This window comes from Clostridium sp. CTA-7 (genome assembly GCF_054768095.1).
This window is the reverse complement of sequence record NZ_BAAAAV010000003.1, coordinates 36652-58455: the sequence shown is the minus strand read 5'-3', so window position 1 is coordinate 58455 and position 21804 is coordinate 36652. Positions and strand designations below refer to the sequence as shown.

Here is a 21804-nt window from a genome sequence, read left to right as displayed (position 1 = left end):
AGGGTATTTTATTATACTTTTAACTCGAAAACAAGTTTATTTTAATTTGACTTACAAAACAAAGAAATAGTAACAAATTAATTTCCTATTAAATATAGTAATTGTAAATTACTTATTGAGAGAGGGAGTATGAAAAATTATAATAAAGTAATTATTGATAAAAATTTTCTTAAAAAAGTTCTTTCGGATAGAAAAGATTTAGCTGAATCCTTAAGTAGATTTGTAGAAAATTCAATTATTGCTAGAAGGTTTTTATCAACTAAGGATAACCCATGCGAAGTAAGAATACAAATGTTTGGAGATTTAATAGAAATAACTGATAATAGTGGAGGGGTTGATCCAATACTAACAGATAAAGAGATTTTTAGATTTGGATTAAATATTGGAGAAGAAATTTCATGTTTAGGAATTAAAAAATCTTTATTTGAATTAGGAAATGAAATAAAGATTTTTTCAAACAATGAAATTTGTTCGAAAGAGTTTATTTTAGATTTAAAAATTGATAGTGTAGAGCTATATTCAGATTATAAAGAGATAGAATTTAATAGCAATATGATTGAAGGAACAAAAATTAATATTAGTGATTTAGATAAAAGGGTAAAGGATGAAATAGATAATGAGAATAATATAAAAATTACTATCAATAAATTAGGAAGGATATTTAGTAAATTTATACAAAAAAATGAGTTAATACTTAAAGTTAACAGTGAAATTGTAAAGGCTAATGATATTATTGGACAAAAGGTAGCTTCAGGTAAATTGTTAGAAAATTATGAGGTAGATTTATTTAAAGCACTAGATGGAGAAGTTTCTGGAGTTGACTTATTTATTAATGATTTCATGATATATAACAGAGTAAAGAACAACTCATTTATAAGATGGAATTTATTAAATCACACAAAACATAGATTCGGAGATTGTATTGTTGAAGTACGTTATTATGGTGATAAAACTAACTTTGAATTAGATCAAGAAAAATTAATTACAGAACTCATAAAATTTATTAAAGAACATAAGGGATATTTTCAAAGTAAAATAATTACTATTCAATATGAAATAGAAATTGATAAAGTAGAAGCACTAAAGGAATATTATGATGAAGATACAGCAAAATCTATAGGAATTATTGCATTTACAAAGCTTTACGAAGACTATGTGAATACAATTAATAAGAAATTATATTAAATATATAACTCCTTTAACTTTGTTCACGCTATAAAATCATTTATTAATTATAAAAGCTAATTTTGGATCTATAAATGAAGCTTAGTAGCTTTAGTTAATAATGAAGAAAAGGTTATGAATAACGTGTACATCCTTTTTTAGTATCCAGAAAAGTATAAAAGTTGAAAGTTTTGAAAATATAATTATACAAAGCTTTTAGTAATTCAATGAGGAAAAGTAGGTCTGTTTTATACTTTCCTTACCTTCAGTTTGTATATGGACATATGTAAGTTTTCGTTGACTTAGAGCAGATCAATGGAATAAGCAAACTTACATATGTCCATTTTTCATTTCCCAATCAAAGGGAAACAAATAGATATTCTTTAATTCATAAATTAAATATATCATTATATTAAGGCATCTGAAAATAAATAATAAGTCAAAGATGGGAAGTATATTTTGAGTTAGACAAGGAAACAGGTTCCGCAGATAGTAGCACTATCTAAGGGTTCTGTTGACGCAGTATAACACAAAATAGACGAGCATTCTGACTTATTTATTTTTTGAAGATGCCTAAGAAAAACAATAAAGGGGGAGAACAAAATGATTAAAGGTTTAAAGGTTAAGATTTATGCAGATGGAGCTGATTTAAATTCTATGTTAAATGAGTATAATAAAGGAATTGTTAGTGGTTTTACTACTAATCCATCCTTAATGAGAGCTGCAGGAGTTAAAGATTATAAAGAGTTTGGAAAAGAGGTTTTAAGAAATATTAAAGATATGCCAATATCCTTTGAAGTATTTAGTGATGATAAAGAATCTATTATAAATGAAGCAAGGGAACTTTACACCTGGGGTGAAAACGTTTATGTTAAAATTCCTGTTGTAAATACTAAGGGTGATTTTAATGAAGATATACTAAAAGAACTATCAAAAGATAAGGTTAAGTTAAATATTACTGCAATTTTTACTACTAAGCAAGTAAAGGAAGTTTTAGATTGTTTAGAAAAGGATAGTACAGCTATAATATCAATTTTTGCAGGAAGAATTGCTGATGCAGGGGTAAATCCAAGTAGTATTATTACTGAAGCTATTAACCTAGCAAAGGATTATTCAAATGTTGAAATATTATGGGCAAGCTGTAGAGAATTATACAATATCATTGAAGCAGACAATTTAGGCTGTCATATTATCACAGTTCAAAATAGCATTTTAAATAAATCAAATTTATTAGGAAAGGATTTAACTGAGTATTCAATAGATACAGTAAAGGACTTTTTTAAAGATGCAAATAGTTTAGGTTTTTCAATTTTATAGTAGTGAGGTAAAAGACATGATAAAAAAACTATTAACAGAAGATTTAGTTAAAGTTAATATTAAAGCTAGTAATTGGGAAGATGCAGTAAGAAAAGCAGGTGAACTTTTATATATAAATAATAAAGTTGAAAAGTCATATATAGATGCTATGGTTAAAACTGTAGAATCTATGGGACCTTATATTGTTATGGCACCAGGTATAGCTATGCCTCATGCAAGACCAGAGGATGGAGCAAAGGATATTGGATTAGCAATTATATCTCTTGAAAAACCAGTTAATTTTGGTAGTGATGATTTTGATCCTGTTAAGCTAGTTATAGCCTTATGTGCATCTGAAAGTAAGGTTCATATAGAACTACTTAAAGATTTAAGTAATGTTTTAGATGATGAAGATTTAATAAATAAACTTGATAACTGTAAGTCAGATAAAGATCTTAGAAATTTAATTATTGAAAGTTATATGAAGAACAAATAAAAGGAGGTATTTTTTATGAAGATAATTACTGTTTGTGGAAATGGGATAGGAAGCAGTTTGATGTTAGCTATGAAAATACAAGAAATATGTGATGAGGAGGGGATAAAAGCAGAAGTAGAATCTTGTGATGTAGGTGCAGCAGGAGGAAAAAGTTGTGACTTATTTGTTACTGTAAAAGAACTTGCACCAAATTTTAATAAAGATAAAACACTTATTGTTAGAAGTTACATTAATAAAAAGAAAATTAAAGAAGACGTACTTGATAAGATAAAGAATAAATATGAAGAATTAAATAAATAATTTATTAAGGGAGTGAGGGTATTATGGAAATTATATTATCATTTTTTAAAGATATTTTAAAAGAACCAGCATTATTAATGGGTTTAATGGCATTTGTAGGTTTAATAGCTTTAAGAAGACCAGCTCACAAGGTTATGACAGGAACATTAAAACCTATACTTGGTTATTTAATGTTAGGAGCAGGAGCAGATTTTATTGTATCTAACTTAAATCCATTAGGAGAAATGATTCAAAAAGGATTTAATATTAGTGGAGTTATACCAAATAATGAGGCTATAGTTTCAGTGGCTCAAAAAGTTCTTGGTGTTGAAACTATGTCAATACTTATTACAGGATTAATTGTAAACCTTTTAATAGCTAGATTTACTAAGTTTAAATATATATTCTTAACTGGTCATCATAGTTTCTTTATGGCATGTTTATTATCTGCAGTATTACAAACTGCTGGATTTGAAAGTTGGACATTAATATTAATAGGTGGAGCATTCTTAGGTTTAGTAAGTTCAATTTTACCAGCAATAGGACAAAAATATACTTTAAAGGTTACAGATGGTGATGATGTTGCAATGGGTCACTTTGGTAGCTTAGCTTATTATATTTCTGCTTGGATAGGTGGAAAAGTAGGTAAGCCAGAAAATAGTACAGAAAAAATGGACATACCTGAAAAGTGGAGTTTCTTAAGAGATACTACAATATCAACAGCTTTAACAATGATGGTTTTCTATTTAGTTGCAGCTATAGCTTCAGGTTCAGAATTTGTATCTACTTTATCTGGTGGTCAAAACATGATTTTATTTGCACTTATGTCAGCAATGAAATTTGCAGTAGGGGTTACAATAGTTTATGCAGGTGTTAGAATGATCTTAGGAGATTTATTACCAGCATTCCAAGGTATTGCAACAAAGGTTATACCAGATGCAATTCCTGCAGTTGACTGTGCAGTATTCTTCACATATGCTCCAACAGCAGTAGTTATTGGATTTGTAGCTAGCTTTATAGGTGGTGTAATTGGAATGTTACTTTTAGGAGTAGCAGGTGGAGTTTTAATTATTCCAGGGCTAGTACCTCATTTCTTCTGTGGAGCAACAGCAGGTATATATGGTAATGCAACAGGTGGCAAGAGAGGAGCTGTAGTTGGAGCTTTTGTAAATGGATTATTAATTACATTTATTCCAGCTTTATTGCTTCCTGTACTTGGTCAATTAGGATTCCAAAACACTACATTTGGAGACTTTGACTTTGGTGTAATAGGAATTGCTATAGGTAAGTTATACACATGGTTAGGCTCTATTGGAGTAATTGCTTTATTAGGGGTTTTAATAATTGCAGTTATAGTTCCAAACTTTATGAAAACTAAAACAAAAGTAATAAACAATGTTACAGATGATGGTGAATCTGTATAGATAAAGAACAATGCTTAAGCAAGGCAACTTAGCCTTGCCTTAGGCATTTTGGAGGAGATTTAGTGAATACAAGGTGTGTGGAAATTTTAAATTTATTTCTAAACTCTAATAATGATATAAAGGTAGATGATTTAGCAAATAGATTTTCTATTTCTAATAGAATGATTAGATATGATATTGATGAAATAAATAGCTTCTTAAGAGGAATAAATTTTAAGGAAATAGATAAGAAGCCTAATTCACCTTTAAGGTTTTCTTTATCAAAAGAGGAAAAGGAAGTCTTAAGAAATCATCTAAATAATATTAATTTAAGTAATTACATTTATTCCACAGAAGAAAGAGTAGCAATTTTGTTATATGAATTATTAAGCTCTAAAGGTGAATGTAATTATAAAGTATTGCAGGATAAGTTGTTAATAAGCAAAACTACTTTATTTTCAGATATAAAAAGGGTAAAGCTTTGGCTTGAAGAATATTGCATTAAAATAATTAAGGTGTCCAATAAGGGATTTAAAATTCAGGGTAAAGAAAGTAATATTAGAAGAGCCATGACAGATTTATTAATAGATAGCAATAAGTACAATATTAATACTACACTAGAAAAAATCTATAATAATAATAGTAAAAATATTTATGATAACTTAACTAGGTTTGATATAAGTATAGAAAATATTGATTATATAAAAGAACTTATTAATGGTCTTGAAGAAGAGGTTGGAGTTTTTTCTGAGGAAGATTATACAAATTTAGTTATTGTAATATTTGTTATTGTAAATAGGTCTTATAAAAATGATGAAATAATAGATGAATTGCAAGTTGATTTTAACAAAGTTTATCAAAATGAGTATAAAGCAGCTAAGAAGCTTGCAGAAAACCTTAATGATAAACATGGAGTAGTATTAAATGATAATGAAATTAACTTAATCACTAGTAAGATATTATCTGGAAGTAAGAATAAAAAGAATTTATTTGAATCGGCAGATTATTTTAATGCTTGCCATATTACTGATAGGTTAATTAAAAATGTAAGAATTGCTTTAGATAAAGAATTTAAAATGGATAATAGTTTACTTGAAAGCTTAATAAATCATATGAAAAGTCTTATTTTTAGATTAAAATATAATATTTTAAGTACAAATCCTATAATAGATACTATTCAAAGTAATTATGCAAAGGAATTTCAAATAGTTAAAGAAGCATCTAAATTTATTGAAGATAAGTTTCAGTGTAAATTATCCATAGATGAAATAGGATATTTAGTAATGTATATAGTAGCTGCAATAGAACAAGTTAAAAAAGAAGATGAAGAAAAGATTAAAAATGTTTTAATAGTTTGTTCTGCTGGATTTGCAACAGGTAGGTTGTTAGAGACAAAAATTAGAGATCATTTCAATGTTAATATTGTAGCTGTAACATCTATTCATGGAATAAACAAATATTTAAGTAATAATAATATAGACTATATAATTTCTACAATTAATTTAGATGATAATATTGAAGTGCCAGTAGTAAAGATCTCACCAATATTATTTAATAAAGATTTAGATAGATTTAAAAATATATTTCCTAAAAGAATAGTTGAAGAATCAATACCTTCAGTAGATGGGATTATTGATATAGTTGAGAAATATTCTGAGATAGTTGAATATGAAAAATTAAGATCTGAATTAAGTAATTATATAAAAGGTGTAAGGGAAGACTTCAGTAATTTAAATGAATTTATTCCGTTAGAAAACATTCAATTAAACTTAGATGTATCAGGTTGGAAGGAAGCAATAAGGTTAAGTGCAAAGCCTCTATTAATAAATAAAGACATAAGTAAAGAGTATGTAGATGCAATGATAGAAAACGTTGAAAAGCTAGGAGCTTATATAGTAGTTGATGATGGAATTGCAATACCTCATGCTAAACCAGATAAATACGTAAATAACTTTGGAGTAACTATAAATACATTTAAAAATCCAATTACTTTAGGAGAACATAACAATGTAAGAATTTTTATTACTATTGCTAGTGTAAATAATGAAAATCATATTAAATTAATAACTCAAATAATGAAGTTAATAGAAAATGAAACCTTTATTAATGGTTTAATTAGTTCTAAGGAAAGAATTGAAGTTAAAGAGTTATTAGATAATGTAAATACTTTATATATGAATATTTAGTGATAAAGTAATCTTCATATGAACTATCATTTTATAAAAGATAGAGTTTCAGCTAATGTAGTTACTAAGGAAAGAAATAAGGTAACTACTTAGTAATAGAATAATAAAGCAAAAGGTTAGCAAAATAGCTGACCTTTTTTACTCTATAGAAAATTATGAAAAGCTTACTCTATGAATAAATTTTTATAATTTCCTTCCTTCAGCTTTGAAGTTCACCTATGTAATTTTGTGATGACTTGGAGGGTCGCAAGGTCATCAGCAAAATTTACATAGGTGAACTTATTTATTTGCAATAAATATTTATATTACAAAAATGAAAGGTTAATGTAAGAGTTATAAATATGAATATATAAGAGAAGAGCATATAATTAAATCTGTTGAAAGAAATAATAAAGGAGGAACCTACGATGAAAAAAATTATAGGTGGGATAGTAGTAGTATTAGTAATATCAGGAGTTATTTTTGGAGTGTCGAAGGGGTTTGATAGAACAACTATACTTAACTTAGGAGCTGATAAATATTATCTAAAAACTACAGAGGAATATAAGCAACATATTAGAGGAACAATATACGAATATGAGATAAATGGATATGATAAGAATGGTAACGAAAAGTTAATAACATTTACATCAAATAAACTATTAGAAAAAGATAAATATTTAAAAGTCTTTATAAAAGATGATAACGTAAAAAGTTATGAAGAAATTCCAGAAAATGAATTACCAGATAAAGTTAAATCTGCTTATGGAACGAAATAAGACAATCTGTATTAAAGGTAGCACTTGGGAATAATATCCTAGGTGTTACTTTTTTTATTTTGGGTTATGTTTTAAATAAATGTTGAAGTTTAGTACAGATAGTATTAAGAAAAAAATATATATGGTAATATTAGTAATATAATGATTTTTATTATCTCTAATAAAAATTAATATTATTTTAAACTTGTGAGGGACATATGAAGGATATTTATAAGCTGACTTTAATACATTTATTATTATTTATACAAACAATAGTAATAGGATATTTATTTGATTTTAATAATAAATATGAGATATATGTTAGAATGAATTCTGGATATGCAGCGATAATATCTATAATACTTTTAATAATAAATGTAATAGTTTTTACTGTTTTAGCTAAGAAATTTAACGTAAGATCTAGTAGTGTTATTTTTTATTATATATTTATATTGCTTTTGTTTAGTGTATTAATTATAGATAAAGATTATTTGTTATCGGCGTATAAGTTAAGCACCCCGATTGAATTGTTGCCATTAGGTTATTTATCTCCAATAGTAAATATTATTTTATTGCCTTTTGTTTTTATATTTGACTTTTTATACATTATTGGTGTATATGATTTTTCATATATAATAATACCTTGTTTTATAGGATTAATTATTGTAATTAATAGAAAAATAATTAATAATTAAAATAACGAAATAGATGCCTCCAAAGTCGCCTTAGCAATTTTTTAACGTTTAGGGAAAGCATAAAAGTTAAAGTTTTGAAAATATGATTATATAAGGGTTTTAGTAATTCAATGTGAAAAAAGTAATTTATTTTATACTTTCCTTATTTTCAGTTTGTAAGTGGACATATGTAAGTTTACGTTGACTTGGAGCGGAGCGACGGAATAAGTAAACTTATATATGTCCACTTTTTTATGTATAAGTAAGAAAAAAATGGCTAATGACAGTCTTAAATAATATACTCGTAAATGATTATAAACTAATAAAAAATATATGTAAGTATCTATTCAAAAATCTATATAAGTATAGAAATTAAGAATTATAAGAACATAAGTTCGTATATAAATTTTATTAAGGGATATAATATTAATATAGTTGCAGCTAAAAATATAAAGTGGATTTTTACAGTTTACTTTATTATAATAGAGGTGTAAAGTTGAGAAAAAATATGAATAATATTCATGATAAAGGCTACAAAGATTTGTATTCTAATAAAGATGTTTTTGTAAATCTTGTTAAAGATACATTGAAATTTTCTTGGGCAAGTGAGATAAAACCAGAAGATTTAATACTAGTAGATAAGTCATACATATTGCCAAATTATCATGACAAAGAATCAGATATAGTTTATAGAGCAAAGATTGAAGATGAAGAGGTAATATTTTTTACTTTACTTGAATTTCAATCTACTGTAGATTACAGCATGCCTATAAGATTATTTTTCTATATTAGTGAAATATTAAGACGAGAAATTGATCCTAAAGAAATTAAAGCCAAAAAGAAAAATATAAGTGTTCCAGCAGTAGTGCCAATTGTATTATACAATGGCAAAAGACCTTGGGATGCTAAGGTATCTTTTAGAAATATGATATCTAAAGAAGAGATATTTTCTAAAGGATTAATTGATTTCACATATGATTTAATAGACGTTAATAATGGTTATTCAAAAGAACAGTTGCTTAATTTAAAGAATATAACTGGTGCTATATTTTTACTAGATCAAAAGGTAAATGAAGAAGAATTTTTAGAGAGAATAAAACTTATTGCTCTAACCTTTGATAAAATTTCTAACAGGGAACGTAAAGCATTAATACATTGGATAACACAAACCACAGAAGATACAATTGCAAAGAGTTCAAAAGAAGTTTTACTAGCAAACAAAGAGGAGGTTATTGAAGTGGTTGCTAACAATTCTAATCTTATAAAAGAAATGAAAGAAAAAGCAGAAAATAAGGGGAAAGTAGACATCATTATAAAATTGCTTTCCAAAAAATTTAATAATATACCAGATTATTATAAGGAAAAATTATTACAGTTAGATGAATCTGTTATAGATACAATTGCATTAGAAATTTTCGATATGAATTCAATTGAAGATTTAAATAAATATATTAGTAATTAATAATTAATATAATACAATTTTAAAGGATGTCCAATGGGCATCCTTTTGCTTATTCTTATTTACACATTAGTTTTTAAAAAAGCTAAAATATATTATTTTTATAAATTTATCTTCTACATATATGAAAGTTGTAGGAGATGATAACATGGCATTTTGACACTTACCGAATAGTTAATTTTAAAACTTATCCTTCGAGCCATTAAAAATATATCACAGGCATCGATTATTTTCCGTTTCGTAATGGTTTAGTAATTATTGTGAGAATTGCAAATATAAATATTAATTTATATGTAAAGAGATATGAAAATGATAGTTATTTTATAATGCTTTTTATAGCTATCTAGTTAGATTGAATTAGCATATTTAATGATGTTTATATTATATAAAATGTAACCAAAGAAAGTAATAAGTAATATATTATTATTAATAGTAATATAAAGGAAAGTTTTATGAGGTATATAGGTGATATAGATTTAAATATTGGACAATCATACTTATCTGACTGGAACGAAGTTTTGGCTGTTATAGAGTTGATTGCAAATGCAATTGATGAAACGGAAACTGGAGATAAAGATATACTCATTGAAGAAATTTCTAAGGATACTTGGAGTATTACAAACTATGGAAATGAAATAATACCTGATAATTTCCTTATGAATGAAGGAAAGAAGTCAATAAAGAAAGGTAAAATAGGAAAGTTTGGAATTGGTTTAAAGGATGCTATAGCTGTTTTGACAACAAGAAATATAAATATTGAAATTATTACAAGCCAATATATATTTAAGCCTATATATAAAAGTAAATGTAATCTAGTAAAAGAGGTATCTCTTTTTATAGAAGTATATGCTAACAATGGAAGTGTTAAAGGAACACAAATCATTTTAAGTGAATGTAGTAAAGATATTATAAATAAGGCTAAGCATAATTTTTTAAAATATAGATATGGACACTATAACGTTATAGAATTCACAGAATATGGAGAGGTAATATTAGAAGATTCTAAAGTTAATAATGGAACAATTTATTTAAATGGTATGAAAATTGCAAAGGATAGTAAGTTACTATTTTCATATAATATTTTAGTAGAAGATAGGATTCTAAAGAAAAATCTTATTAGAGAAAGGAAAAATATTAGTAAAGAAGTTTACAGTAGTAGTTTGCAACAGATAATAAAGACAATTAAGGGCAAGGTAGTTCAGGATAAGTACTTAGATAGATTATTGACATCAAAACATGGAAGTATGCGGGGGGAACTTATATATAAGGAGACAATAATAAAAACAGTACGTTATGCTTTGAGTAATAATTTTAAATTAGTATTTTTCACAAAATCAGATCGTCAAAAATATTACGGACTATATAGTGATTTATCTAAGATAGATAAAATCAAATTAATAATACTAAATGAAAAATACTATAAATATATTAAAGATGATGATGAATTAATGAAAAAGAACATATTTGCTGATTCATATAAATTAAGTTATAGAGAAATATCAGTGGAAGAGCTAAATGATGGTGAAAGGAATGTATTTGATTTAGTTAAAGAACTAATCGTATTTCATAGTGGAAAAATAGGTGCATTTAATATAGTAATTAGTGAAAATAAAGATGTAGCTTATGAGCCTGAAAATGATAAGATTATTATATCTAGGAAGTCATTGCTTTATGTTCATAGATGTTTCTTAGAAGTAGTTAATGCAATAAGAGATTCATGTGAAAATGGAGAAGATTTTAAAGATTATATTTTTATGAAATTTGTTAATAATGAAGTAAATAACATAAAGTTTAAAAATAAAGTAATTGATAAAAACAAAAAATAAGTCTAAAGAAAGAATTGAAGTTAAAGAACTATTGAAAATATTGTGTTAGGATAAAAGCATAAAGCAAAAGGTCAGCAAAACTGCTGACCTTTTTTGTGAGTTTTTAGAATAAAATTTGTATAAATTACATAAAGATTAAAGTAATTGCTTTGAATCGATTGGTAAAAAATGGTACAATTAAAAATGAAATACAAAATATCCTATTTGATTTTATAGTAGATGATTTCTCATCAAACGTTTACAAAAAAAGACTGGGGGAGTTGGTAACAGAATTAAAGTTATATAAACAACTTAATAAAAATAAAGTGAGAATTTTGGGGGGAAATATGAAAAGAAGAAATAGTATTATTTCATTAGTATTGGCAAGTACAATAGTATTATCTTTAGTTGATTTAAATGGAGTAACAATTGCATTTGCAGCAGACTCTCAATTTGCTGGAGAAGAATGGTATGATCAAATTAGCACTGTTAAAGTAAATCGTGAAGCTGCAAGATCTATGTTTTTTCCGTATGAAACAGCTGAAAAAGCATTAGGAAGTGAGAAGTCAGTATTAGATGATATTGATGAAACAAATTCTAAGTGGTATAAAACTTTAAATGGAACATGGGATTTTAAATGGGCTGAAAAACCTGCAGATCGTGAAAACGGTTTAAGAGGAAGTGGAGCTAAAGATTATGAAGAAAATTGGGATACAAAAGATTGGGATAAAATAGAGGTTCCAAGTAATATTCAAACTCAAAGAGATGAAAATGGGAACTTTAAATATGATAAACCAATTTATACAAATCAAACTTATCCATGGGCGAATTATGAAAATGTAAATTATAATACAAATGGAACAAATAAGCCTGTTGCACCAACAGTAAAAAATAGTGTTGGACAATATAAAAGAAGTTTTACTTTACCTGAAGATTGGGATGGAAGAGAAACTTTTGTATCTTTTCAGGGGGTAGAATCAGCTTTTTATTTATATGTTAACGGAGAAAGAGTTGGTTATGCAGAGGATAGTTATACTGCTGATGAATTTAATATTACTAAATATCTTAAACCAGGAGAAAATACAATTGCAGTTGAAGTTTATAGATGGTCAACAGGAAGTTATTTAGAAAATCAGGATTTTATCCGTTTAAGTGGTATATTTAGAGATGTATTTTTATATTCAAAAGCAGATGTTGAAATACGTGATATTTTTGTAAAAACAGATTTAGATGAAGAGTATAAAGATGCAGTACTTACATTAGATGCAGATATAAGGAGTTTAAATCCAGAAAAGTCAGGTAAGTACACAGTAAAGGCTGATTTATATGAAATAGATAGTGATACAAAGCTTTGGAATGAACCACTTTCTTTTGATGTAAAAGTAAATGCAGGAAAATCAACAGTTGAAGAAGGTGCAGAAGATACAGGACAAGGAGGAACAGGTTCTAAAGAAGTTGTAAACCCTAAAAAGTGGTTTGCTGATACACCAAATCTTTATAGGCTATTAATTCAATTAGAAGATGAAGATGGAAATATAATTGAAGTTACCTCTCAAAGAGTAGGGTTTAGAGAAATTGATAAAGTAGATATAAATGAGGCAGGTCAAGAACAAGCACAAATCAATGGGAAAAAGATAATGTTTAGAGGAGTAAATAGACATGAGTCAGATCTTATTGATGGACGTGCTATTACAAAAGATGATATTAAAGAAGATTTAACAATAATGAAGCAATTTAATGTAAACGCAATTAGAACTTCACACTATCCAAATAATCCATATACTTATGCATTGGCAGATGAACTAGGATTATATATATGTGATGAAGCAAATATTGAATCTCATAAGGGTGCAACAGAGGCAGGAATTCCATCTGCTGAAGCTGAGTGGAATAATTCAGTTATGGACAGAACAATAAATATGGTAGAAAGAGATAAAAACCATCCATCTGTTGTTATTTGGTCATTGGGAAATGAGGCAACTTATAGAACCTATCCTATGGATGAAAATTATCCTTTCTATAATTCTACACAATGGATTTTAAAGAGAGATCCATCAAGATTGAGAAAATATGAAAGAGATAATCGTTATACTAAAGGAAATCCTGAAAAATCTATTGTTGATATTTACTCATCTCAATATTGGTCAGTATCAGGAGTACTTGGTCATGTAACGAATACTGCAAATAAGGCACCATATATTCAATCTGAATATGCACATGCAATGGGAAATGCTCTTGGTAACTTTAAAGAATATTGGGATGTATTTAGGAACTATGAAAATGCGCAAGGTGGATTTATTTGGGATTGGATTGACCAATCTATTTCAACAAAAATTGAAAATGTTACAAAATATTATTTGAAAAATTCTAATGGCTCTGAATCTGAAGTAAAGGGAACTTTAGAAGAAGGTAGAGAAGAAGGTGGAAAAGCATTAAAGGGAAGAGCTTTTGTTCCAAGTGTAAATGCTAATAGCAACGAATTAACTTTATCTGCATGGGTAAAGCTTGATGGAATGACAGGAAGCGATCAGGCAATTATTTCAAAAGGCGATAGTGGTTACAATTTAAAAGTTAGCAAATCTGGCAATAAAATTGAATTTTTTGTAGATGGTTGGAGCGCTGGAACACTAACAGTTGATTTCCCAAAAGAAAATATAGGTAAATGGACTAATATTGTTGGGACATATGCAAATGGTAAATATTCTATATATATAGATGGAAAGAAAGCTGGAGAAAAGAATATTTCAAAGCAAAATCCAGTGGATAGCAAAAGTTATAATATTGGAATTGGGGATGATCCAGAATATAATGGTCGTGTTTTCAATGGTTTAATTGATAGTGTACAAGTTTTAAATAAAGCACTTACAGAAAAAGAAATTAGTGAAAATTATAAAGCTCCAAAGGAAAATATAGTATATTCTATGAGTTTTGCAGATAATGAAGTTAGAAAAGAATCAACTAACTATCCAGAGGGAGAGTATTTCTTTGGATATGGTGGTGACTGGGGAGAAAAGGTTACTGATAATGATTTTTGTGGAAATGGTCTAATGAATGCGGACAGGACTCCATCAGCTGAATTATATGAAGTTAAAAAGGTACATCAAGAGGTATCTTTTTATGATGATGGAGAAGCAAAGAATGGAAAAGTAAGAATTGTAAATGAGTTTTTAAATTCAAATTTAAATGAATATGATGTTAATTGGAATCTATTAACAGATAATGGTATTGAAGCAGAAGGAAAGCTTTCAGAAGAAGAAAAAAATATTTTAGCTGGTGAGGAAAAAACAATTCAATTAAAATTACCAGAAATTAAAGTAATAGAAGGTTCTGATTATACATTAGAATTTAATGTTACATTAAAAGAAGATAAACCTTGGGCTGGAGATTATTATGGTCATAAGGGAGATGAAGTAGCATTTGAGCAATTAACATTAAATTATACACCTGAAGTAGCACGTCCTGCTATTGATGTAAGTGATTATAATCCAATAAATGTAGAAGAAACAGAAAAAGAAACAGTTATTACTGGTGGAAAAGAGAAAGAATCCTTTTCAGTTACAATTGATAAAACAACTGGTTATATAACAAACTATGTTGTTAATGGAGATGTACTACTAAAAGAAGGTCCAAAGCCAAATTATTGGAGAGCAAGAGTAAGTAATGATCCTGATTTTACTGATGGTATGAAAAATGCAGCAGATAATTTTAAAGTTGAAAATTATACAATAGATGCTAAGGAAAAAGTAGTATCAGTACGTATAGATGGAAATATTGAAGGTATAGACTCTCCGAATAGTATTGATTATATGATTTATGCAAATGGTGATATTGTAGTAAGTAATAGCTTTACCCCTTCAAACTCAAGTTCTATTGGAGAAATTGCAAGGATTGGTATGAAGATGGTTGTTCCTAAAGGATATGAAAATCTAGTGTATTATGGAAGAGGGCCTCAAGAAAACTATATAGATAGAAAAACAGGTGCTAAGCTTGGTATTTATAAAGATACAGTTACAAATGCCTTCTCTAGTAAATATACTAGACCTCAAGAGAATGGAAATAAAACAGATGTTAGATGGACAGCTTTAACAAATGGAGAAAATGGAAAAGGTATAATGGTAGTTGCTGATGATAAGATGGAAACAAGTGCATTACATTATAGGGCAGAAGATATAAATAATGTATGGAAGAGTTTTGGACATCCATTCCAAGTGCCAACTATTGAAGATACAGTTTTAACAGTAGATTATGCACAAAGAGGTCTTGGTAATGCAAGTTGTGGACCTGGACCTTTAGGGGAATATATACTAAACAAGGGACAAACTTATACACATTCATTTAGAATTACACCTATTGCTACTGAAGCTGCTAATGAAGATGAATTTGTAAAAGAAAGAATGGAAAATAGTAAATTAAATGTAAACTCAACAATGCCGGTTACTGGAGTTACATTAGATGGCATTAAGTTAGATGAGTTTGACCCTATAAGGACAACTTACAATTATGAGTTAATTAATAAAAAGGATATTGCACTTCCAAAGGTAGAGGCTATTAAAACAGCTGAAAATGTAGATGTAAAAATAACACAACCAACCATTGAAAATCCAGTTGCAATAATTGAAGCAGTTTCTTCATTTGGTATAAAAAAGGAATATAAAATTCAATTTAATATTGTTGATGAAATTCATGTAAGTGATATGAATTGGATAGTGGATAAGAGTGGATACAGCTCAAATAAAAGGGATTTCTGTACATGCGGTAACCCACTTGGAGTTTGGATAGATGGAGTAAAAACTCCGTTTACAAAAGGAGTTGGATCTCATGCACCTTCAGAAGTAAAGATTAACGTTAAGGGTAAGAATGCTACAAAATTTACAGCAATTGCAGGAATTGGCATGGAGCAAGGTGGAAATGGTAATGTGAATTATGTAGTTAAAGTAGATGGCAAGGAAGTATTCCGTAAAGATGGTGTAATGTTCAAAACATCTATTCCAGTAAATGTAGATATTCGTGGAGCTGAAACAGTATCTCTTATTACAGAAACTAATGGAGCAGATTCTAATGACCATGCTGTATGGGCTGATGCAAAGTTAATTTATGAAGTTTCAAAGATAGGCTTAGAAGAAGCGATAAGAGAGTATAAAGTAATTGAAGGAAATAAGGAAGATTATACAAAGGGAAGTTTTGAGTTATATACAAATGCATATAATGTAGCAACAGAAATATTTAAAGCAGAAGATGTAACTCAAGACGAAATTGATAATGCAGTTAATGCTTTAGCGTCTGCTAAGAAAGGTCTTGTTTATATTAAGGATTTAAAAGTAACAGTAGGAGAATATAAGGCATTAGATTCTACATTATTTGTAGAAGATAGCTTTAATAAATTTAATGATGTATTAGCAAGAGGAGAGGTTTTACTAGCAAATCCACTAGCAACAACAGAAGAAGTAACATCATTAATAAATGAATTAAGAAATGCATTTAAAAATTTAATTCCATTAGATGAAAGTAGAAAATCTTTAATTAATATTATTAATGAATTTAATGAAAAAGATAAAGATTCTTATACAAAATCATCTTGGAGTGCTTATGAACTTAGTATTAAGGAAGCTATTGAAATATTAAATGATGTTAAAGCAACTGATGCAGACATTCAATTAGTAATAGCGAAAACAGACGAAAAGGTAAAATCATTAGTTGATTTGACAATATTAAAAGAAAAAATTAAAAACTTACCTAATTATGATCAGGTAAATTACACTATAAATTCATGGAATGAGTATATGAGTGTAGTTGAAGAAGCAAAGGCTGTTTTAAATAAATCTGATTCAAGTAAGGAAGAAGTTAATAAGGCAGTAGAAGATTTAAGAGATATAGATAATAAATTAGTAGATGTATCAAAATTAAAGCAATTAATTGTGGAAGCAGAAAAGCTTGAAGAAAAATATTATGAAAAAGATGCTTGGAAGTCATTACAAGAAGCAATTAAAAAGGCTAAAGATACATTGATTTCAGGTACAAAGGAAGAGGTTGCTAATATTATAGAAATCTTAAATAACAAAATGAATGATATAAAAACACCAGAAAAACCAGATCCAAAACCACCAGTTGTAACACCAGATCCAAAACCAATTGAAACTCCAAAGCCAGGAACTGGAGGCAATAATGGTAATAGCAATATAAATGGTTCTGATAATAATGGTGGAAAGTTACCAAGCACAGGAGGAACATCATCTTCTGCTGTAGGAGTTATTGGAGTACTAACTTCAATTGCTGGAATATTTATGATGAAGAGAAAAAATAAATAATTAGTATTGAGACAATAGGCGAATTTGTGTAAATTAAAGAGCTTTATTTTAGAATTTTTATTCTAAAATAGAGCTCTTTTTTCTGTTGTATCTAAGATATTACTAAATATAAAATCAGAAGCTGGAGACTTAACAGAAAAGGTTTCAGCTGAAGTAGTTACTAAAAAAACAAATAAAGTAACTACTTAGTAATAAATTAATTAAAATTATATACCAAAAGGATTAAAAACACTTTCGTAGTTAATACTAATTAAGGAGGTGTTAGTATGTCTGAGTTAGATGAATTATTAAAAGATATAGATATATTAAGGGAACAACTAGAGCGTTTAATAAACGAAAAACAGGGGAATTTAGTTGATCAGGAAGTAGTAGCAGCGAGCAAGGTATTAAATGCAGCATTAAATCAGTATAATAAGTTTATTGATGAAAAGTTAAATAAGAAATGAGCTCTTAACAGGGCTCTTTTTTATATTTCAATAAACCTTTTATATATTATAAGAAAGTATAAATTCTTGGCGTTTTATAGGGAGATATTGGTTTCCCATTGACTAGTTCCAGAAATTTCATGAAGTCTGTAAAAAGTCAATATTACATGTACTTCTAATTATGAAAATGGTATAATTTAATACAGAAGTAAATTAAAGGTTAGTTTTCATGATTTATGAATTTAGTACACTATTAATCAAATCACGGAAGATAAGAAGTTTTCAGTACTATTTCCTAGATTAAAAGAAGTAAATTATTATTGAGAGGTCAAATCAGATGAAGAAGTTTAGTAATGGTATAAGTAAGTGTTTTAATTGTATACGCTGGAAGGGGATAGGTATTATAGCCGTAGTATTAAAACCTACTATAAAGTATTTAGAATCTAAAGGTACACAAGGATATCCTATATTAGGTGTTGTAGGTAATATCCTATTAGCAGTACCTAGTATAATATTTTTTATAGTAGCATGCTTGTGTTTAAAATGGGACCTATTCATAGATATACATAGTCATAAAAGAAAGAATAGAAATAAATCAGAGTTTGTAGATGATTCTAAATTTATCAATAAGGTTTTACCAGATTTGATAGGATTTATGTTATTTATGGAACTTCTAGACAGAGAGAAAATAGAAAATATAATTAAAGAAAAAGAGGATAAATCTATCTACAACTTTGGAGTGGATACCTTTTGAAAAATATTGCTAGAAAATGAGAAACGATAATAAAAGCTTTATTACAAACATTTAGATGTAAAATGCTTTAAAATATATTTTATGGAGGTAAATTATGAGAAAAATATACGTTTTAATTATAGCTTTAATTGCAAGTATAGGCCTTATTTCATGTAGTGCTAAAACAAAGAACGAGGGGCCAAAGGAAAGTGATACTAAAGTCAGCAATGAAAAACAAGAATCTACAAATGAAAAGTCTTTAGATGGATTAAAGTACACAGTATTAAAAGTTTCAAAAGAAGCACCTATAGGTGATATGAATGCAGATATGTCCTATAATGAAAAGGGAGAATATTTTCAAACAGGATTAACTGCTAAAAAGGTATCTGATTATGATTATGTTGTTATTGACTTAAAAGTTGAAAATACTACTGATAAAGCTGTAAAGTTATTTCAAACTGGATGGTATGCAACAGCAGCAGATGGTTATGAATTTAAAGACATAATAGTTACAGATAAACTAAACAATGAGCAGGTGCCATCTAAATATTCTTTTGAGGCAAAAGTTAAGATTCCAGTAGAAAAGAGCTTGAATTTAGATAAAATAAATTTAAAATATAATCTTAAAGATTACAGTGATTTAGGAGCTGCAATGGAAGATGCTACAAAAGGTATGTCTAAAAGTGATATACAAAAAAAATATCCTCATCTTTATAAAGACAATTTTATAGAGTTTGGTACTTTGGAAATTAAATAATATTTATATAAAACACTTACTCAGGTAGGTGTTTTATTATTTTTATCAAAAATAATTTTTAGTAATTCAATGTTAAAAAGTAGATTTGTTTTATACTGTCCTTAACTTTAGTTTATAAGTGGATATATGCAAGTTTGTGTTGACTTGGAGTGAAGTGACGGAATAAGTAAACTTACATATGTCCACTTTTTTATTAGTTATCTATACTTTTTAAAAAATCTTTACTTTTCTTTGCAATATTTTCAGGAGAATATAAATATATAGAATGTTTAGCTTCATAAGTAATTAATTCTCCTTTTTCAAATTTAGATATATAATCATTGTAATATTTAAATCTTCCTTCTATAAAATCCTTCTTTTCTAATCTCTCTTCTTCTCTTAAAGGAGTAGCAAGAAAAATGCAAATAGGCGTTTTGCTAGGTAAATCTAGACTATTGGATTTATTTGAGTTATCTATTAATAAAGCAAATTCATTAATTATATCATTAGAAGATAAATTTTTATATGTTAGAGCTTTATATATTTCTTTATCATCTTCTGAAATAAGATTTGAATTTAAAACGCTCTCATCAAGACTAAGAGAAGGTAAAAACCTATGAACTCCAAGTTTAGCAAAAAGAGATTGGACTTTCATTATAGATAAGTTTGATTTCATTCTTTCACTTTCCATTAAATACCCTTCTGGGAATCCAATATCAAGTCCAATTATAGCCTTAACTTCACTTGGGTATTTTTGTGCCCAATATATTGCTTCTAATCCAGATATAGAATGAGGAAATAAAACATATGGAGGTTTTTCACCAGCTAAGGTTAAAGATTTTCTTGTTTCATCTAAAATAGTATCAATATCTCGAGGACTATTTGAACTTTCGCTAAAGCCATAACCCGATCTATCTACAATAGCTATTCTATATTCATTAGACATTTCTTTATATAAGGGATTTAAGTCTATTGCTGGGGCAACGTTACCTAATCCAGACATAAATACACAGGTTAAATCACCTACGCCTTCAGAGTATACATGGATATTTTTATTATTTACTTCTACAAGTTTGCCAGGAGGGTTTAAAATCTTAGATTCTTTCTTTAATTGTATTTTATTATTTATAACAGATACAGAAATAAAAATTATAAAAAGAGCTATAGCAGCAATTATGCTAAACTTAGTAAATTTTAATATCTTTTTTAATATTTTTTTCATTTACTTCACCATCCCAAATATATTAATTTAAATTTTCAAGTTAATTTAGTCTATCAATAGAATGTTAAGATAAGCTATATACTACCTTAAGGCAACCTTAAATTTCATATAAGCTTAAGTTGTATAAAATTAATATGATATAATGAGAAATATTAAAAAGGGAGATAAGAATTATGTATTCAATTAAGAAAAAAAAGATATTAATTGTAGATGATGAGCCTCAATTGTTAGAAATGCTAGAAACCATATTTAAAAAAGATGGTTTTAATGATATATATACAGCTAAATCCTGTGAAGAAGCAATGAATAAATTAATTAATAATAATCCTGATATTGCAATTCTTGATGTTATGTTGCCAGATGGAGATGGATTTTCACTTTTTAATGAATTTAAGAAGTACTGTGAAATACCAGTATTATTCCTTACTGCAAGAGGAGAAGCAGAGGACAAGCTTTTAGGCTTAGGACTTGGAGCTGATGATTATATAGTAAAGCCATTTTTACCAAGAGAACTTACTTTAAGGTTAAATGCAATATTAAAAAGAACATATTCTAAGAATTTAAAAGAAGAATTGCCAATTATATATCTTAATTCATCAACAATTGATTTAGGAAAAGCTGAAGTAGTAAAAGATAATGAAAAGTTTTATTTAACTGCTAAGGAGCACGCTATTTTAACTGTTTTATATGAAAATACAAATAAAATAGTAACTAGTAATGTGCTTTGTGAAAAGGCTTGGGAAGATGATTCATATGGTTATGAAAATACACTGATGGTACATATAAGACATATTCGTAAAAAGATAGAAGAAAATCCTTCTAAACCTAAAGCTCTTATTACCGTTAAAGGCCTTGGATACAGCTTAATAATAAATAACAGGTGA

Annotated in this window: 16 protein-coding genes; 15 read left to right on the top strand and 1 reads right to left on the bottom strand. The window is 27.5% G+C overall.

Annotation, left to right across the window (positions count from 1 at the left end; genetic code table 11):
• The first annotated feature begins 129 nt into the window (after positions 1–129).
• The 14 genes from ACYUEX_RS06390 (at position 130) to ACYUEX_RS06325 (ending at position 19719) form a co-directional block, all read left to right on the top strand.
• Positions 130–1185, top strand: a complete 1056-nt coding sequence (locus ACYUEX_RS06390; protein ID WP_460287126.1) for a hypothetical protein — start codon at positions 130–132, stop codon at positions 1183–1185.
• Positions 1186–1767: 582 nt separating this feature from the next.
• Positions 1768–2481 carry a transaldolase gene (locus tag ACYUEX_RS06385; protein ID WP_460287124.1) on the top strand — a complete coding sequence of 238 codons (714 nt, stop codon included), beginning with the start codon at positions 1768–1770 and terminating at the stop codon, positions 2479–2481.
• 16 nt (positions 2482–2497) lie between these two features.
• Positions 2498–2956 (top strand): PTS sugar transporter subunit IIA, encoded by a 459-nt coding sequence (locus ACYUEX_RS06380; RefSeq protein ID WP_460287122.1) that lies wholly within the window; start codon positions 2498–2500, stop codon positions 2954–2956.
• Between the two features lie 15 nt (positions 2957–2971).
• Positions 2972–3256 carry a PTS sugar transporter subunit IIB gene (locus tag ACYUEX_RS06375; protein WP_460287120.1) on the top strand — a complete coding sequence of 95 codons (285 nt, stop codon included), beginning with the start codon at positions 2972–2974 and terminating at the stop codon, positions 3254–3256.
• 23 nt (positions 3257–3279) lie between these two features.
• On the top strand, positions 3280–4659 hold the full coding sequence (locus ACYUEX_RS06370) for a PTS ascorbate transporter subunit IIC (RefSeq protein WP_460287118.1): 1380 nt from the start codon (positions 3280–3282) through the stop codon (positions 4657–4659).
• Positions 4660–4721: 62 nt separating this feature from the next.
• Positions 4722–6824 (top strand): BglG family transcription antiterminator, encoded by a 2103-nt coding sequence (locus tag ACYUEX_RS06365; RefSeq protein ID WP_460287116.1) that lies wholly within the window; start codon positions 4722–4724, stop codon positions 6822–6824.
• A 407-nt stretch (positions 6825–7231) separates the two neighbouring features.
• On the top strand, positions 7232–7582 hold the full coding sequence (locus ACYUEX_RS06360; protein ID WP_460287114.1) for a YxeA family protein: 351 nt from the start codon (positions 7232–7234) through the stop codon (positions 7580–7582).
• Positions 7583–7779: 197 nt separating this feature from the next.
• Entirely contained in the window at positions 7780–8256 is a 477-nt protein-coding gene (locus tag ACYUEX_RS06355; RefSeq protein WP_460287112.1) for a hypothetical protein, read from the top strand.
• A 475-nt stretch (positions 8257–8731) separates the two neighbouring features.
• Positions 8732–9697: an Rpn family recombination-promoting nuclease/putative transposase gene (locus tag ACYUEX_RS06350; protein WP_460287110.1), complete on the top strand. Its 966-nt coding sequence runs from the start codon at positions 8732–8734 to the stop codon at positions 9695–9697.
• A gap of 449 nt (positions 9698–10146) precedes the next feature.
• Positions 10147–11520 (top strand): hypothetical protein, encoded by a 1374-nt coding sequence (locus tag ACYUEX_RS06345; RefSeq protein ID WP_460287108.1) that lies wholly within the window; start codon positions 10147–10149, stop codon positions 11518–11520.
• A 326-nt stretch (positions 11521–11846) separates the two neighbouring features.
• Positions 11847–17804, top strand: coding sequence for a glycoside hydrolase family 2 TIM barrel-domain containing protein (locus ACYUEX_RS06340; RefSeq protein ID WP_460287107.1), 5958 nt, complete (start codon positions 11847–11849; stop codon positions 17802–17804).
• Positions 17805–18070: 266 nt separating this feature from the next.
• Positions 18071–18250: a Spo0E family sporulation regulatory protein-aspartic acid phosphatase gene (locus tag ACYUEX_RS06335; RefSeq protein ID WP_411167739.1), complete on the top strand. Its 180-nt coding sequence runs from the start codon at positions 18071–18073 to the stop codon at positions 18248–18250.
• Between the two features lie 316 nt (positions 18251–18566).
• Positions 18567–18983 (top strand): hypothetical protein, encoded by a 417-nt coding sequence (locus ACYUEX_RS06330; protein WP_460287106.1) that lies wholly within the window; start codon positions 18567–18569, stop codon positions 18981–18983.
• A gap of 94 nt (positions 18984–19077) precedes the next feature.
• Positions 19078–19719 carry a hypothetical protein gene (locus ACYUEX_RS06325; protein WP_411167737.1) on the top strand — a complete coding sequence of 214 codons (642 nt, stop codon included), beginning with the start codon at positions 19078–19080 and terminating at the stop codon, positions 19717–19719.
• A 193-nt stretch (positions 19720–19912) separates the two neighbouring features.
• Here ACYUEX_RS06325 and ACYUEX_RS06320 read toward each other — a convergent pair whose 3' ends face one another.
• Complete coding sequence (locus ACYUEX_RS06320) at positions 19913–20920, bottom strand: alpha/beta fold hydrolase (RefSeq protein ID WP_460287104.1); 1008 nt, start codon at positions 20918–20920, stop codon at positions 19913–19915.
• A 173-nt stretch (positions 20921–21093) separates the two neighbouring features.
• Here ACYUEX_RS06320 and ACYUEX_RS06315 point away from each other — a divergent pair, with 173 nt between their 5' ends.
• A complete protein-coding gene (locus tag ACYUEX_RS06315) occupies positions 21094–21804 on the top strand; it encodes a response regulator transcription factor (RefSeq protein WP_460287103.1) in 711 nt (236 codons plus the stop codon).